The 14,577-nt window shown below is 65.9% G+C and carries 15 protein-coding genes; 6 read left to right on the top strand and 9 right to left on the bottom strand.

Features of this window, described 5'->3' with window-relative positions:
- Window positions 1–48 precede the first annotated feature (48 nt).
- The 4 genes from J2R78_RS18775 to cobS are packed head-to-tail and all read right to left on the bottom strand — an operon-like array spanning window position 49 to window position 4,448.
- Window positions 49–1,137: an esterase-like activity of phytase family protein gene (locus tag J2R78_RS18775; protein ID WP_253606080.1), complete on the bottom strand. Its 1,089-nt coding sequence runs from the start codon at window positions 1,135–1,137 to the stop codon at window positions 49–51.
- 3 nt (window positions 1,138–1,140) lie between these two features.
- Entirely contained in the window at window positions 1,141–3,039 is a 1,899-nt protein-coding gene (gene cobT / locus J2R78_RS18770) for a cobaltochelatase subunit CobT (protein WP_028343273.1), read from the bottom strand.
- Window positions 3,036–3,446 (bottom strand): GNAT family N-acetyltransferase, encoded by a 411-nt coding sequence (locus tag J2R78_RS18765; RefSeq protein ID WP_028343272.1) that lies wholly within the window; start codon window positions 3,444–3,446, stop codon window positions 3,036–3,038. The genes cobT and J2R78_RS18765 overlap by 4 nt, the downstream gene beginning before the upstream one ends.
- 3 nt (window positions 3,447–3,449) lie before the next feature.
- Window positions 3,450–4,448 (bottom strand): cobaltochelatase subunit CobS, encoded by a 999-nt coding sequence (gene cobS / locus J2R78_RS18760; RefSeq protein WP_057015539.1) that lies wholly within the window; start codon window positions 4,446–4,448, stop codon window positions 3,450–3,452.
- A gap of 292 nt (window positions 4,449–4,740) precedes the next feature.
- On the opposite strand from cobS, the gene J2R78_RS18755 reads away from it, so the two are divergent.
- Window positions 4,741–5,403 carry a DedA family protein gene (locus J2R78_RS18755; RefSeq protein ID WP_225646908.1) on the top strand — a complete coding sequence of 221 codons (663 nt, stop codon included), beginning with the start codon at window positions 4,741–4,743 and terminating at the stop codon, window positions 5,401–5,403.
- A 60-nt stretch (window positions 5,404–5,463) separates the two neighbouring features.
- On the opposite strand, the gene J2R78_RS18750 is transcribed toward J2R78_RS18755, so the two are convergent.
- Window positions 5,464–6,687 (bottom strand): citrate synthase family protein, encoded by a 1,224-nt coding sequence (locus J2R78_RS18750; RefSeq protein ID WP_253606078.1) that lies wholly within the window; start codon window positions 6,685–6,687, stop codon window positions 5,464–5,466.
- Between the two features lie 76 nt (window positions 6,688–6,763).
- Here J2R78_RS18750 and J2R78_RS18745 point away from each other — a divergent pair, with 76 nt between their 5' ends.
- Window positions 6,764–7,858 carry a citrate synthase/methylcitrate synthase gene (locus J2R78_RS18745; RefSeq protein ID WP_253606076.1) on the top strand — a complete coding sequence of 365 codons (1,095 nt, stop codon included), beginning with the start codon at window positions 6,764–6,766 and terminating at the stop codon, window positions 7,856–7,858.
- 390 nt (window positions 7,859–8,248) lie between these two features.
- Here the strand turns inward: J2R78_RS18745 and J2R78_RS18740 are convergent, their stop codons facing one another.
- Window positions 8,249–8,887, bottom strand: coding sequence for a J domain-containing protein (locus J2R78_RS18740; protein WP_028338207.1), 639 nt, complete (start codon window positions 8,885–8,887; stop codon window positions 8,249–8,251).
- Window positions 8,888–8,996: 109 nt separating this feature from the next.
- On the opposite strand from J2R78_RS18740, the gene J2R78_RS18735 reads away from it, so the two are divergent.
- Both J2R78_RS18735 and J2R78_RS18730 read left to right on the top strand, forming a co-directional pair.
- Complete coding sequence (locus J2R78_RS18735) at window positions 8,997–9,272, top strand: BolA family transcriptional regulator (protein ID WP_253606074.1); 276 nt, start codon at window positions 8,997–8,999, stop codon at window positions 9,270–9,272.
- Window positions 9,273–9,390: 118 nt separating this feature from the next.
- Window positions 9,391–9,840 carry a hypothetical protein gene (locus J2R78_RS18730; RefSeq protein WP_057015542.1) on the top strand — a complete coding sequence of 150 codons (450 nt, stop codon included), beginning with the start codon at window positions 9,391–9,393 and terminating at the stop codon, window positions 9,838–9,840.
- 176 nt (window positions 9,841–10,016) lie between these two features.
- On the opposite strand, the gene J2R78_RS18725 is transcribed toward J2R78_RS18730, so the two are convergent.
- The 3 genes from J2R78_RS18725 to J2R78_RS18715 form a co-directional block, all read right to left on the bottom strand.
- Window positions 10,017–11,324, bottom strand: coding sequence for an HlyC/CorC family transporter (locus tag J2R78_RS18725; protein WP_253606072.1), 1,308 nt, complete (start codon window positions 11,322–11,324; stop codon window positions 10,017–10,019).
- 117 nt (window positions 11,325–11,441) lie between these two features.
- The gene (aroB, locus tag J2R78_RS18720; protein ID WP_253606070.1) at window positions 11,442–12,584 is read right to left on the bottom strand and encodes a 3-dehydroquinate synthase; all 1,143 of its coding nucleotides are present in this window, start codon (window positions 12,582–12,584) and stop codon (window positions 11,442–11,444) included.
- 10 nt (window positions 12,585–12,594) lie between these two features.
- Window positions 12,595–13,215: a shikimate kinase gene (locus J2R78_RS18715; protein ID WP_076824827.1), complete on the bottom strand. Its 621-nt coding sequence runs from the start codon at window positions 13,213–13,215 to the stop codon at window positions 12,595–12,597.
- A 145-nt stretch (window positions 13,216–13,360) separates the two neighbouring features.
- On the opposite strand from J2R78_RS18715, the gene J2R78_RS18710 reads away from it, so the two are divergent.
- Both J2R78_RS18710 and xerD read left to right on the top strand, forming a co-directional pair.
- Window positions 13,361–13,507 carry a hypothetical protein gene (locus J2R78_RS18710; RefSeq protein WP_016843561.1) on the top strand — a complete coding sequence of 49 codons (147 nt, stop codon included), beginning with the start codon at window positions 13,361–13,363 and terminating at the stop codon, window positions 13,505–13,507.
- A 16-nt stretch (window positions 13,508–13,523) separates the two neighbouring features.
- The gene (gene xerD, locus J2R78_RS18705) at window positions 13,524–14,507 is read left to right on the top strand and encodes a site-specific tyrosine recombinase XerD (protein ID WP_057015546.1); all 984 of its coding nucleotides are present in this window, start codon (window positions 13,524–13,526) and stop codon (window positions 14,505–14,507) included.
- Window positions 14,508–14,577: the final 70 nt, after the last annotated feature.

Below are 14,577 nucleotides of genomic sequence, written 5' to 3'. Positions count from 1 at the left end.
GGGCGCAGATCAGCAATGTCCTGACGGGGTCCCTCCGGGCCGGCGCTCTCAGTCCACCAGCGTGAACTGCAGCAGCAGATTGCGCTGGATCAGGGAGAAATTGTCGTCGGAGACCATGGTCAGCACGGTCTCGCCCTCCTCCGTGACATGGGCGTCGATGCCTTCCATATTGTCGATCTCGTTGCCGAGATCGGCATTGAAGATCGCGGGGCCATCGACCACGGCGCCGGGCGCGATCTCGGACAGCGCGAGACGGCGGATGCGGATGCCGACGCCGCCGAACCAGGAGAATTTCCGCTCCAGGATCAACAGGCCGCCCGACGGCAGCAGGACCGCGTCGCTGATGTCGAAATTCTCGGTGCGGCGGACGCTGAACTGGCCCGGCGTCTTGCCGCCGACCAGGAAGGCAATCAAATTGCCGCTCGCATCGAGCCCGCGTTCCGAGAACGCGATCAGCGTGCCGGCGAGCGGCTGGCCCATGGCCTTGGGCACGAAGACGAGGCCCTCCAGCCCCTTGTTGTTGGGAAGCCTGCGCGCCGCCGCCGGCAGCGCAATCACCTCGCCGCGCGAGCGGGTAAAGCCCTTGGCGAAGTCGAAGCGCAGCACCTGGTTGACCCGCTCGAGCCCGACATAGGCGAACGAGCCGTCGAGCGCCAGCGATTCCGAATCATACCAACCGCGGGTCGCGGTGATCGGCCTGCCGTCGGCGCCGAGCAGCGGTGCCGCCTCGACGTCGTCGAGCCCGACCATCTCCCGGCCACGATAAACGATGCGGCCGGTGAACCAGCTGCCCTGGTCGCTGACCGCGATGAAGCGTTCGCCCTTGGGATCGAGCCGTAGCGCGGAGAGGCCGCCGAAGCCGGAGAACGACGAGGTCAGGATCAGACCGCTGCGATATTCCAGCGCGCCGAACCGCGTGCGCGCGCGATCGCGGATGTCGAACGACGGCAGCGGCCGCGCGTTGACGCCGATCGAAACCGGTTCGTTGACCCGGTAGGGGCTCGGCCTCGCAGCCGGCCTCGGCGTTGCCGGCGGCTGGGTCGCGCTCTGCGCCTGCGCAAGACGCGGCAATGCGGCGGCCGACAGCCCCGCCGCCATACCCTGGAGGAAACGGCGGCGGCTAGGGGACGAGCGCATGTCTCACGAGTGGAGGCGGCGCCGGATGCCCGGCGCGGGCGCCGAGCCGTGGGTCTCGCTGAACAGCTCGGCGAGCTTTTCGGTGATGGCGCCGCCAAGCTCTTCGGCGTCCACGATGGTCACGGCGCGGCGATAGTAGCGCGTCACGTCGTGACCGATGCCGATCGCGATCAGCTCGACCGGCGAGCGGGTCTCGATCTCGTCGATGATGTGACGCAGATGCCGCTCGAGATAGTTGCCGGGATTGACCGACAGCGTGGAGTCGTCGACCGGCGCGCCGTCGGAGATCATCATCAGGATGCGGCGCTGCTCGGGGCGCGCGAGCAAGCGCTTGTGCGCCCAGTCGAGCGCCTCGCCGTCGATGTTCTCCTTGAGCAGGCCTTCGCGCATCATCAGCCCGAGGTTTTTCCGCGCGCGACGCCAGGGTGCGTCAGCCGACTTGTAGATGATGTGCCTGAGATCGTTGAGGCGGCCCGGATTGGCCGGCTTGCCGGCCGCGAGCCACGCCTCGCGCGACTGCCCGCCCTTCCAGGCGCGCGTGGTGAAGCCGAGGATCTCGACCTTGACGCCGCACCGCTCCAGCGTGCGCGCCAGAATGTCGGCGCAGGTGGCGGCGACCGTGATCGGGCGGCCGCGCATCGAGCCGGAGTTATCCAGCAGCAGCGTCACCACGGTGTCGCGGAAGGTCGCCTCCTTCTCATGCATGAAGGACAGCGGATGATAGGGATCGGTGACGACGCGCGACAGCCGCGCCGGATCGAGGATGCCCTCCTCGAGATCGAAATCCCAGGCGCGGTTCTGCTGCGCCATCAGCCGGCGCTGCAAGCGGTTGGCGAGCCGCGCCACGATGCCCTGCAGATGCGCGAGCTGCTTGTCGAGATAGGAGCGCAGCCGCTCGAGCTCGTCGTGATCGCAAAGGTCTTCGGCGGCGATCACCTCGTCGAACTTCGGCGCGAAGGCGTGATATTCCGGACCGCGCGGCTCGTTCTGTCCGCGCGCATTCGGCCGCGTCGCCTCGCCCGGCGTCTCGTCGTCGCCGAGCTCGCCGTCGTCGAACGTATCAGACGTGGAGGCCTGCGCGCTCTCCATCGCGCTTTCGCTCATCTCTTCCGCTGACGTCTGCGCCTGGTCGGCGCTCATCTCCTGCGCGGCATCGGAGTCGGGCGAGCCCTCGGCGCCGGACTGATCGCTCTCGCCGTCCTGGTTCTCGTCCTGGTCGTCGTCATCGTCCGAATCCATGTTGCGGTCGTCGCCGAGATCGAGCGCCGACAGCAGATCATGGACGAGGTCGCCGAACCTCGCCTGGTCCTCGGTGAAACGGCTGAGCTTGTCGAGCCGCGAGCCGATCTTGTCCTCCAGGGTCGGACGCCAGAGATCGACCATCTTCTTGGCGGCCGCGGGCGGCGCCATGCCGGTGAGACGTTCGCGCACCAGCATCGCCAGCGCATCCGACAGCGGCGCGTCGGCGCGATCGGTGATCTCGTCATACTTGCCGCGGTGGAAATGATCGTCGAGCATCGCGGTGAGGTTCTTCGCGACGCCCGCCATCCGCCGCGAACCGATCGCCTCGACGCGCGCCTGCTCGACCGCCTCGAACACGCCGCGCGCCTGCGGGTTACCCGGCATCAGCTTGCGATGCACCTTGGGATCGTGACAGGCGATCTTGAGCGCGATCGAATCGGCGTGGCCGCGCACGATCGCCGCATCGCGCTTGGTCATCTTGCGCGCCGGCTCCGGCAGCCGCGCCTTGCCGGGCGCGAGCCCCGGGCGCTCGGCGGCGAAGGAGACCTCGAGCTCCGGCTTCTTGGCGATCGCCTTCAGGCACGCCGACACCGAGCGCTTGAACGGCTCGGTCGGCGCTTCCTTGGATCCGGGACGGAATTTGATGTTGGAGGTTGTCATAGCGATTTCGTAAACCAATGGCGCGTTACGCCGCCGGGATACCCCTCAATCGAACCGAACTCTTTATATCCGTTGGCGCGGTAGAAGCCCGGCGCCTGGAAGCTCATCGTATCCAGATAGGATCGCGTCGCTCCGAAGCGCCGCGCCTCGTCCTCGATCGCCTTGATCAGCTTCGCGCCAAAGCCCTTGTTGCGAAACTTCTGCTCCATCCAGAACAACTGGATGAACAACACCGCGGTCCAGACCTCGCCGACGATGCCGCCGACAATCTCGTCGCCTTGCCGCAGCGAGATGGCGAAGCGCTTGTACTTCTGCTTCCCCATCTTCTCGTTGTTGTAGTGGAGCAATCCGCCGAGCACCGCTTTCTTCGTCTGTGTGACTGTGCGCTCGACGGAGATTTTCGGCATGGACTAGCTGAGCGCCACGTTGACCGAGGATTCCGGCAGCTCGACGTTGAAGCAGCGCTGGTAGAACTCGGCGACCAGCGGCCGTTCCAGCTCGTCACACTTGTTGAGGAAGGTGACGCGGAACGCGAAGCCGATGTCGCTGAAGATGTCGGCGTTCTCGGCCCAGGTGATCACCGTGCGCGGGCTCATCACCGTCGACAGGTCGCCGTTGGCGAACGCGTTGCGGGTGAGATCCGCCAGCCGCACCATCTTGTTGACGATGTCGCGGCCTTCCTGGGTGCGATAGTGCTTCGCCTTCGCCAGCACGATCTCCACTTCCTCGTCATGGGCGAGGTAGTTCAGCGTGGTGACGATCGACCAGCGGTCCATCTGGCCCTGGTTGATCTGCTGGGTGCCGTGATAGAGGCCCGAGGTATCGCCGAGGCCGACCGTGTTGGCGGTCGAGAACAGGCGGAACGCCGGATGCGGCTTGATCACCTTGTTCTGGTCGAGCAGCGTCAGGCGGCCGGAGACTTCCAGCACGCGCTGAATCACGAACATCACGTCCGGGCGGCCGGCGTCGTATTCGTCGAACACCAGCGCGATATTGTGCTGCAGCGCCCAGGGCAGGATGCCGTCGCGGAATTCGGTGACCTGCTTGCCTTCCTTGACCACGATCGCGTCCTTGCCGACGAGGTCGATACGGCTGATGTGGCTGTCGAGGTTGACGCGCACGCAGGGCCAGTTGAGGCGGGCCGCAACCTGCTCGATGTGGGTGGACTTGCCGGTGCCGTGATAGCCGGTGACCATCACGCGGCGGTTCTTGGCAAAGCCCGCGAGGATCGCGAGCGTGGTGGCGCGGTCGAAGCGGTAGTCGCTGTCGACTTCCGGCACATGCGGATCGACTTCGGAATAGGCGGGAACTTCCAGGTCGCTATCGATCCCGAAGACCTGCCGGACCGACACCTTCATGTCGGGCAAGCCGACGGGTTCCTGAGCTTTGGTCTGGACGGCGGTCGTCATTCATCCTCCGAGGTCGCGGGCGTTCCCGAAACCAGATTAATCGTTTGGCTGCGGATGGGGTGCTTCGCATAAGCCTAGCAGAGAGCAACGGTTGGCAGAAGCCCGCGAGCAAATCAAAGTTCCGTTGTTCTATCATAAAGATAGGAGCGAAACTCGGTTTTTGGAAGGCTGCCCTGCAAATCCCGCCGTACTTTTGCCGCAGCACCACGACGGCCGGCCCGGGCCGGGCACTTTTCAGCCCGGCGGGGAGTTGTTAGCTCTCAAATCGATAACACCGCCACATGGGAATTTTGTGACTTCATTCCTTGACCCTTTGATCGCGTTCGTTTCGGCCCATGCCTGGCTTGCCTATCTGACGCTGTTTCTGGCCGCCCTGCTGGAGGCGGTGCCGGTGGTCGGCTCCCTGGTGCCGGGGTCGACCATCATCCTGGCGTTGAGCGCGCTGGTGCCGGGCGGCGAATTAAAGCTGTTGCCGGTGCTCGCCGCGGCGGCCGCCGGCGCGATGCTCGGCGACGGCACCGCCTACCTGATCGGCCACCGCAGCCAGCGCGAGATCCTGTCGGCCTGGCCGCTTTCCAACTACCCGCGCGTGGTCGCGCAGAGCGAGGCCTTCTTCAACCGCTGGGGCGTGCTCGCGGTGTTCTTCGCCCGCTTCGTGCCGCCGATCCGCGCCTTCGTGCCGATCACGGCCGGCGCGCTCGACATGCCGCCGGTGCGCTTCTACGCGGTCAACATCCCCGCGATCCTGCTCTGGGCGCCGGCGCATGTGCTGCCCGGCGTGCTCGCCGTCACCGCGCTGCATGACTATGCCGGCCTGCCGCATCATGGCCATGTCGGCAAGCATCTGTGGATGTTTGCGGTCGCGGGCGGCGCCGTGATCCTGGCGCTGGCCGTCTGGACCATCCGCCGCCGGCACGGCGGCAGCCTGATCGAACCGGCCAAGCCGGCGAAATAATTCCTTTCACTTGCGCATGATCTTCTCGGAAAACCGGTCTCCACTTTTCCGGATCATGCGCTAGATGCTGTTGGTCGTTCCCGCCCGCCCGGGCGCCGGACCGACATAGCGCGCGCGAGGCCTGATCAACTTGCCGAGCTGAAGCTGCTCGCTGGCATGTGCGATCCAGCCGACGCTGCGGGCCATCGCAAACAGCGCCAGCTCGCTGCCCGCCGGCATCCGCAGCGCATGCACCAGCACCGCCAGCGCGTAATCGATGTTGACGAATTCGCCGGTCGCTTCCGCGATCCGCTCCGGCACTTCCCTGGTGAATTTCCGCGGCGCGCCGGCCCGCGTCAGCGCCTCGAGCAGCGAGATCGCCCGCGGATCGCCCTTCTTGTAGACGCCGTGCCCGAAGCCGGCGAAACGCTCGCCAAGCGCGACGCGCTCGCGGACCACCGGCGCAACGTCACTATCGAGCATCGTCTTGACGAGGCGCGAGGCGAGCACGCCGGCGCCGCCATGCATCGGTCCTTTCAGCGCGACGAGACCCGCAATGACAGCGTCGTACAGATTGAGCCCGGTCGATGCCGCGCAGCGTGCGGTGAAGGTCGACGCATTCAGTTCGTGATCGGCGAGCAGCACCAGCGCGCGGCGGATCAGGTCGGGCGCGTGCTTGTTGCCTGGCGTCCAAACCTGCGCCACCTGCTCGTGCAGCGGCTCGTTCGATGGCGTAGCGTTCAGCATGGTCGCGACCAGCAGCCGCAGGATGCGGCCGCCGACCATGGCGCGGCCGTCGGGCGCGCGCGTGAAGGCGCCGGGATCGGCACTTGCCGCCAGCGCCAGCACCGCGACCGTGCGGTCGATCGGCTGGGCGCGGCGCGCGGCTTCGGCGATCGCGCGCATTTCGTCCGAGACGTGCGGGCAATTGTCCGGTGCGAACGGATCGACGCCGGTGACATCCCACAGCAACGTCGCGGTGTGCTCCAGTGTGTCGCGCTCAGCGAGCTCGACGCAGTTGACGCCGCGATAGATCGGGCCCTGCTCGGTGATGGTCGCGATCGCCGAATCCATCACCGGCAGATCGGCGTCGAAATTACGGAAGCCGCGCGGCTCCGGCGACGGCACGCGGCGCTCCTTCAACCCCCTGATGTCCTCGGCGCGGTAGCGGTGGCTGCGCGAATCCAGCGACGGCTCGGAGCGGATCAGCCCGCGGCTGACATAGGCGTAGAGGGTCGCCGGCGAGATCGCGAGCTCGGCGGCGGCTTCGCGAGCGGAGAGGTAAAGCTCGGCGGATTTTTTCATATTGATTTATATAATCAAGATTGATCAACTCGTCGAGAGGCCTGACCTTGAAGGGGTGAAGCAAGGAGATCAGGCCATGAATATGCACCTCACCAAGAGCCAGATCGGTCTGGACGGCGTTCCTGCCGCCGAGACCGTGTTGAGCCATGTCGACGGCGAGCGCGGCGAATTGATCATCGCCGGCGAGCACGTCGCCGACCTCGCGGGCAAGTCGAGCTTCGAGGGCGTCACGGCGCGGCTGTGGAACGGCGCTACCGGCAAGTCGCTGAGTGAAGCCAATGTCCGCGCCAGCCTCGGCGCCGCCCGCGAACGCGCCTTCGCCCGCCTGCCGGACCTGCTGCCGGCGAGGCGCGGCATGTCGATCGTCGACGGCTTCCGGGCCGCGATCGCGGGCCTGCGCGGCGAGAACGGGCTTGAGCATGAGGCGACCATCGTCGGCGCCTTCCCGGTGATTGCGGGCGCCCTGGTCCGGCACGCCAAGGGACACGACCCGATCGCGCCGGACCCGAATGCCGGCCACGCCGCCGACACGCTGCGGATGCTGCTGGGCCGCAAGGTCGAGCCGCGCGAGGTCGCCGCGCTCGACGCCTATCTCGTCACGGTCTGCGACCACGGCATGAATGCGTCGACCTTCACCACGCGGGTGATCGCCTCGACGCAGGCCGACCTGTTCGCGGCGATCACCGGCGGCTATTGCGCGCTGACCGGCCCGCTGCATGGCGGCGCACCTGAGCCGGTGCTCGAAATGCTGGACGCGATCGGCACGCGCGAGCGGATCAAGCCCTGGGTCGACGGCGCGCTGGCGCACGGCGAACGGCTGATGGGATTCGGTCACCGCGTCTATCGCGTGCGCGACCCGCGCGCCGACGTGCTGAAGGTCGCGGTCGAGCGCCTCGAGGCCAGTGGTGCCGACCTGCCATTTGCCGGCGAGGTCGAGGCTTACATCCGCGAGGCGCTGCGGAAAAAGAATCCGGAGCGGCCGCTCGAGACCAATGTCGAGTTCTTCACCGCGATCCTGCTCGACGGGCTGGAAATCCCGCGGCAGGCGTTCACGCCGATCTTTGCCACCGCGCGCGCCGCCGGCTGGACCGCGCACGCCCTGGAGCAGCGGCGCACCGGGCGCCTGATCCGGCCGAGTTCGTCCTATGTCGGGGCAGTGCCGAACGGGTGAGAGCTAGACCGTTTCAACGCTTGCGACGGCGGAGCTACATATTCCGCCGTCGTCCCTGCGAAAGCACTAGCGTATATACATATCCTCCGCAGTCTTTCCGGAGTCTTCTCAAAGAGTTGGCCGAAAACCGCAGAGAACTTACTCATCTGCACTAGGGTTGCGCCCGCCGATTTCGGCTCTCGCCTAGTAGCTAACCCCTTGATGATGAGTCGGTTTTCTAGCCTCGAAGAGATGTGTAAATGCCCTAGTGCGAAAGCAGGGACCCATACGCCGCGGCCCGACAATGGGGCAATCGGGTAGACATCTTGTGCAAACGAGAACGGCCGGTGGTTATGGGCCCCTGCTCCCGTGCGCAACTGCGCACTAGGCAGGGGCGACGGAGGCAAGACTTCAGGCCTCGCGCACCACGGTCTTCAGATAATTGTACGCCTTGATGATCTCGATCAGGCGATCCTCGGTGGAGCGGTCGCCGCCATTGGCGTCGGGATGGTGCTGCTTGACCAGCGCCTTGTACTTCGACTTGACGTCTTCGAGCGTCGCCTCGGCCCCGAGCCCCATCACCTGCAGCGCCTTGCGCTCGGCGTTCATGACCTTGCGGGTCTCGGGCTTGGGCTCCGCGCCACCCGGTCCGGGGCGCCAGCGGCCGCGGCCGTTGAGCTCGGAGAATACGTGGAACGGATCGGAGGCGGCATCGAGACCGCTCTCGCCCTTCTTGCCGTTGTTGGCGCCCATCTTCCAGGTCGGACGGTGGCCGGTCAGCGCGTCCTTCTGGTAGCGCGCGACGTCGTCAGGATTCATACCCTGGAAGAAATTGTAGGACTGGTTGTATTCACGGACGTGGTCGAGACAGAAGTGCCAATACTCGCGTGAATTCTCGCGGCCTTTCGGGGCGCGATGCGCGCCCTTGTTCTGGCAACCCGCCCACTCGCAGGTCACGGCCTGCTCGCCGGCCTGCGCCTGGCGCTTCGCACTGACCTTGGTCGGCTTGATGCGAATGGAGTCGAAGAATTTTGATGAATCGATCGGCATGTTCTCTTTGACTACGCAATGCACAAATCTTCAAGTCTTGACATTGCGCGGACCTCGTTTCCCGCTTGCACCATTGACGAAAAGCTGTCGCGAACCTAACTCCGCCGCCATGAGCACCAAAGACGCTATCATAAACAAGTTGCGTGAAGCTTTCTTGCCGGAAAGCCTCGACGTCGTCGATGAGTCACATCTGCATGAGGGCCACGCCGGCCACAGGCCAGGCGGGGAGACGCACTTTCGGGTATATATTGTGTCTCCGGCCTTCGAAGGGAAGAGCCGGATCGAACGCCATCGCATGATAAATGCGACGCTGGCGCAGGAACTCGCCGGCTCGGTGCATGCTCTGGCGATCCACGCCCACGGCCCCGGGAAAAAGCCGCGCTAGTTCGCGCTTGCCTCAAGACGAAGCGGTGGTTTTCCTCTATGAGAACAGGATGGACCTGCTCCATAGGTGAGCAGGTGAAACTACGGATTGCACCGCCACGCATGATATGGGGCCATTGATGATCCCTTGCTGGCCACGTTTCCGGTCGATCGTCACCGCCGCCGGCCTGCTCCTGATCTGCGCGATGCGCCCGGCCTCGGCGCTGGACATGCCGAGCCCGTTCGTCCAGGAGGTGCTGATCAAGAGCATCCTGGTCTCGCTCAACGATGCGGTGGCCGCGAACAATTTCACCGTGTTCCACGCCAAGATCTCAAAGCCGTTCCGGGACCAGTTTCCGCCCGACAAGCTCAAGACCATCTTCAAGGATCTGGTCGACAAGCACGCGGTGTTCGACGCCGTAGTCGCCAAGCCGATCGTTCTCGACGAGGACGCCAAGATCGACGACAAGGGCGTGCTGCGGCTGAAGGGACATTTCGACACCACGCCCAAGCAGGTGAAGTATCAGCTCGGCTTCATCCCCTCCGACGGCGCCTGGAAGCTGTCGGGCATCTCGATCGATATCGAGTAGGTCCACGGCGCTGCCTGATCCGTCATCCCCGCGCAAAGGCTGCGCCTTTGTCGCTGGAGGAGCCGCGAAGCGGCGTCGCGAAGGATGCACGGCCACCGGCCGGGCCGTCGACCCTTCGAGACGCGCGCGATGCGCGCTCCTCAGGGTGACGGTGCTAGGAGACTGGCCAACTCGAACTAGAACGCCGTCCCCGCCCGCTTCGGCTTCTTCTCCTCCAGCTCGGCCTCGCGCGGGACGGCGACGATGCGCAGCGCGGTGATGCGGTTGCGCTCGCGGCGGAGCACGCGGAAGCGGAAGCCGTGGAAGGTGAAGCTCTGGCCGCGCTCCGGGATCGAGCGCGCCTCGTGGATCACGAGGCCGGCGACGGTGGTCGCCTCCTCGTCCGGCAGGCGCCAGTCCATCGCGCGGTTGAGATCGCGGATCGGTACCGAGCCGTCGACCACGACCGAGCCGTCCGGCTGCGCCCGCACGCCGGCAACGACGACGTCATGCTCGTCGGAGATGTCGCCGACGATCTCCTCCAGGATGTCCTCCAGCGTCACCATGCCTTCGACCTCGCCATACTCGTCGACCACGAGGGCGAAGTGGGTCTTGCGGCGACGGAACGCCTTCAGCTGTTCGGAGACCGGACGCATCTCCGGCACGAACCAGGGCGGCAGCGCGATCGCGGAGGCATCGATCGCCGACATGTCACCCTCGTTGGTGCGCATCGCGCGCAGCAGGTCCTTGGCGTGGAGCACGCCGACGATGTTCTCCGGCTTCTCCCGCCACAGCGGGATGCGGGTGTATTCGCTCGCCAGCACCTCGCGCACCAGTTCCTCGGGCGGCAGGTCGGCGTTGACCATGGTCATCTCGGTGCGATGGACCATGACGTCGGAGACCTGCAGCTCGCTGAGATCCAGCAACCCGCCGAGCATGTCGCGATCCTGCTTCTCGACCTTGCCCTCGTGATGCAACAGATCGACCGCACCGCGCAGACGTTCGGTCGGCGACAGCACCGCCTGATGCGCCCCGACCTTGATGCCGAGCAGCTTCATCAGCGCCAGCACGATGGTCTCGATGATGGTGAGCAGCGGCCCCAGCACGAAGATCGTCAGCCGCATCGGCCGCGCGACCAAAAGCGAGATGCGGTCGGGCGCGTTGATCGCGATGGTCTTGGGCAGCACCTCGGCAAACACCACGACCATCACGGTCATGACAGCGGTGGCATAGAGCACGCCGACGTCGCCAAACCAGGCGGTGAACACGCCGGTCGCCAGCGCCGAGGCGCCGATATTGGCGATGTTGTTGCCGAGCAGCAGCGCGCCGATCATGCGCTCGCGCATGTTGACCAGCTTGGAGACCACACCGGCATCGGTGTTGCCCTGCTTCGACAGCCGCAGCATGCTGGCGCGCGAGGCGCCGGTCAGCGCCGTCTCACTCGCCGCGAAAAACGCCGAGATGAACAGGCAGAGCAGCACGATCGAGAAGGTGAACCATCCCACTGAACTGATCCGTGGCTAGAGCATGATCCGGAAAAGTGTGTAGCGGTTTTCCGAAAAGATCATGCTCAAATCAAAAAGATAGAGCGGGATGACGATCCGAAGGAAAGGCATCCCGGTCTAGGCCTTCAGCTTGGCTTGCAGGAAGTCGCGCACCGGCTGCGGCTCGACATTGTTGGCGATCACGGCGCGGCCGACGGCCTCCAGCAGGATGAAGGTGAGCTTGCCGCGCTTGACCTTCTTGTCCTGCGCCATCAGCGCCAGCAGCGCGTCGGCGTCGGCAAGGCCTTCCTGCGCGAAGCCTGCGATATCCTGCAGGCGCGTCGGCAATCCGACCGCGGACAGATGACGCGCGATGCGCCCCGCATCGTCCGACGAAATCATGCCGAGCTGCGCCGAGAATTCCGCCGCCAGCACCATGCCGACCGCGACGCCCTCGCCGTGGAACAGCCGGTCGGAGAAGCCGGTTGCGGCTTCCAGCGCATGGCCGAAGGTATGGCCGAGATTGAGCAGCGCCCGCTCGCCGGTCTCGCGCTCGTCGCGCGAGACGACGCCCGCCTTGGCGCGGCAGGAGGTTGCGATCGCGTGCTCGCGCCCGGCGCCGCCGGCGAAGATGTCGGCGTGGTTCTTCTCGAGCCAGGCGAAGAAGGCCTCGTCGCCGAGGATGCCGTATTTCGCGACCTCGGCGTAGCCGGCGCGGAACTGGCGCGGCGACAGCGTGTCGAGCACCGAGGTGTCGGCGATGACCAGCACCGGCTGGTGGAATGCGCCGATCAGGTTCTTGCCCTGCGGCGAGTTGATGCCGGTCTTGCCGCCGACGGAGGAATCGACCTGCGCCAGCAGCGAGGTCGGCACCTGCACGAAATCGACGCCGCGGCGCAGGATCGCGGCCGCGAAGCCGGCGAGATCGCCGACCACGCCGCCGCCGAGCGCGATGACGAGGTCATTGCGCTCGATCTTCGCCGCGATCAGCGCCTCGCTGACCTCGGTCAGCGTGGCATAGCTCTTCGAGCCCTCGCCCTCCTCGACGACGATCCGCGACGTCGGCACGCCGGCGGCGGCAAGCGATGCCTCGGTCGGCTCCAGCCAGTGCTTGGCGACGGTGCGGTCGGTGACGATGGCGGTACGCACGCCGGGCCGCAGCGCCGCGACACGCTCGCCGAGCGACTGCAGCACGTCGCGGCCGATCACGATGTCATAGGCGCGGTCGCCGAGCGCGACGTCGACGGTAACGGAGGCGGAATGTTTCAAGGGCGCAGTCATGAGGTCGCGTTCAATCCATCACAGGTGGTTGCTCGTCGGCCGGACGCGCACCACACAGATGCGCATGCAGGGCCTCGAGGCATTCGTCGACGATGCGGTCGTGCGGCACGTCGCGCGAGGCAATCGTCAAATCGGCGGTGCCGTAGACCGGCTCGCGCTCGCTGAGCAGGCGGTTGACGGTCGCCTCCGGGTCGGGGGTGTGCAACAGCGGACGATCGGCGCGGCGGCGCACCCGGCGCATGATGATATCACTGTCGGCCTTGAGCCAGATCGAGATCGCGCGGTCGCGGATCCGGTTGCGGGTCTCCTCGCGCATGAAGGCGCCGCCGCCGGTCGCCAGCACGACCGGGCCATTGCCGAGGATGCGGGCGATCACCCGCGCCTCACCGTCGCGGAAATACGGCTCGCCCTTGCTCTCGAAGATCTCCGGGATCGTCATGTCCGCCGCCGCCTCGATCTCGGTGTCGGCATCGGTGAACGGCAGCTTGAGTCGCGCCGCCACCCGCCGGCCGATGGTCGACTTGCCGGCCCCCATCATGCCGACCAGCACGATCGACCGCGTCCCCAGCGCGGCCGCGATGTCGGCCTCCAGGGTCGGGTGGGTGGGCGCCGGTACGGCTGCGTCGGACATCAAAAAGCTCGGATATTGGGACGAATTGTTCAGAATTCGAGCCACCTATACTACCCCCGGCGACACCCTTACCAGCGACTCTTGCAACCGCGCGGGGAACATGTTGGATGATTTCATTGGTTAATTCGCCGCCCGAGTCGCCTCCATGCCCAGCCTGTTCCGCTTCCTGACGGTCGTCGCCGTGATTTTCGGGATCGGCTACGGCATCGTCTTCGCGCTGGCGAATTTCGTGCACCCGAAACCGCGGGAAATGACGGTGACCATCCCACCGGATAAGTTCCTCAAGAAATAGACGCTATGATTCCGGCATGCCCGCTGCTGCCAAAAATCCCGCCAAGACCCTCGCCAAGTCCTCCGACGCCAGACTGACCGCGTTGTTCCTCGACATGCTCGCCGCGGAACAGGGCGCAGGCGCCAACACGCTCGACGCCTACCGGCGCGACCTCACCGATTTCTCCGACTACCTCGCCCATGCCGGCGCCGATTTCACCAGCGCCGACACCGAGACGCTGCGTGGCTACCTCGCCGACCTCGATGTCAGAGGCTTCAAGTCGACCAGCGTGGCGCGGCGGCTGTCGGCGATGCGGCATCTCTACCGTTTCCTGCTCAATGAGCGGGTCCGCACCGACGATCCGGCCGCGATCCTGTCCGGCCCGAAGCGCGGCCGCGGCCTGCCCAAGGTGCTGTCGATCGCCGATGTCGACCGCATGCTGACCCGCGCCAAGGAACTGACCCAGACCGACGTCTCGCCGGCGCAGCGGCTGCGCGCGCTGCGGCTGTATTGCCTGCTCGAGGTGCTCTACGCCACCGGCCTGCGCGTCTCCGAGCTGGTGTCGCTGCCGGTCTCGGCGGCGCGGCGCGATGCGCGGATGATCGTGGTGCGCGGCAAGGGCAACAAGGAGCGGCTGGTGCCGCTGAACGACGCCTCGCGCCAGGCGATGGCAGACTATCTCGCAGCGCTGGAGGTGATGCAGCCGAAGGCGAAGAAGGCCGCGCCGGCGAAATGGCTGTTTCCGTCCTCCGGCGAGAGCGGCCATCTGACCCGGCAGCATTTCGCCCGCGATCTGAAGGAGCTCGCGAGCGCCTCCGGCCTTGCGCCGCGGCTGGTCTCCCCGCACGTGCTGCGTCATGCGTTTGCCAGCCATCTGCTGCACAATGGCGCGGACCTGCGCATCGTGCAGACCCTGCTCGGCCACACCGACATCTCGACCACCCAGATCTACACCCATGTGGTCGAGGAGCGGCTGAAGAGCCTGGTCCGCGACCTGCATCCGTTGGCGGAGAAGTCCTAGGGATCCGTAGCCCGGATGAAGCGCAGCGAAATCCGGGAATGGAATATCGGTCGATATAGCTCCCCGGATT

Source organism: Bradyrhizobium sp. USDA 4538, from assembly GCF_024171045.1.
GTDB classification, from domain to species: Bacteria; Pseudomonadota; Alphaproteobacteria; order Rhizobiales; family Xanthobacteraceae; genus Bradyrhizobium; species Bradyrhizobium australafricanum.
The sequence above is the reverse complement of the archived record's forward strand: the minus strand, read 5'-3'. Positions and strand labels throughout refer to the sequence as shown.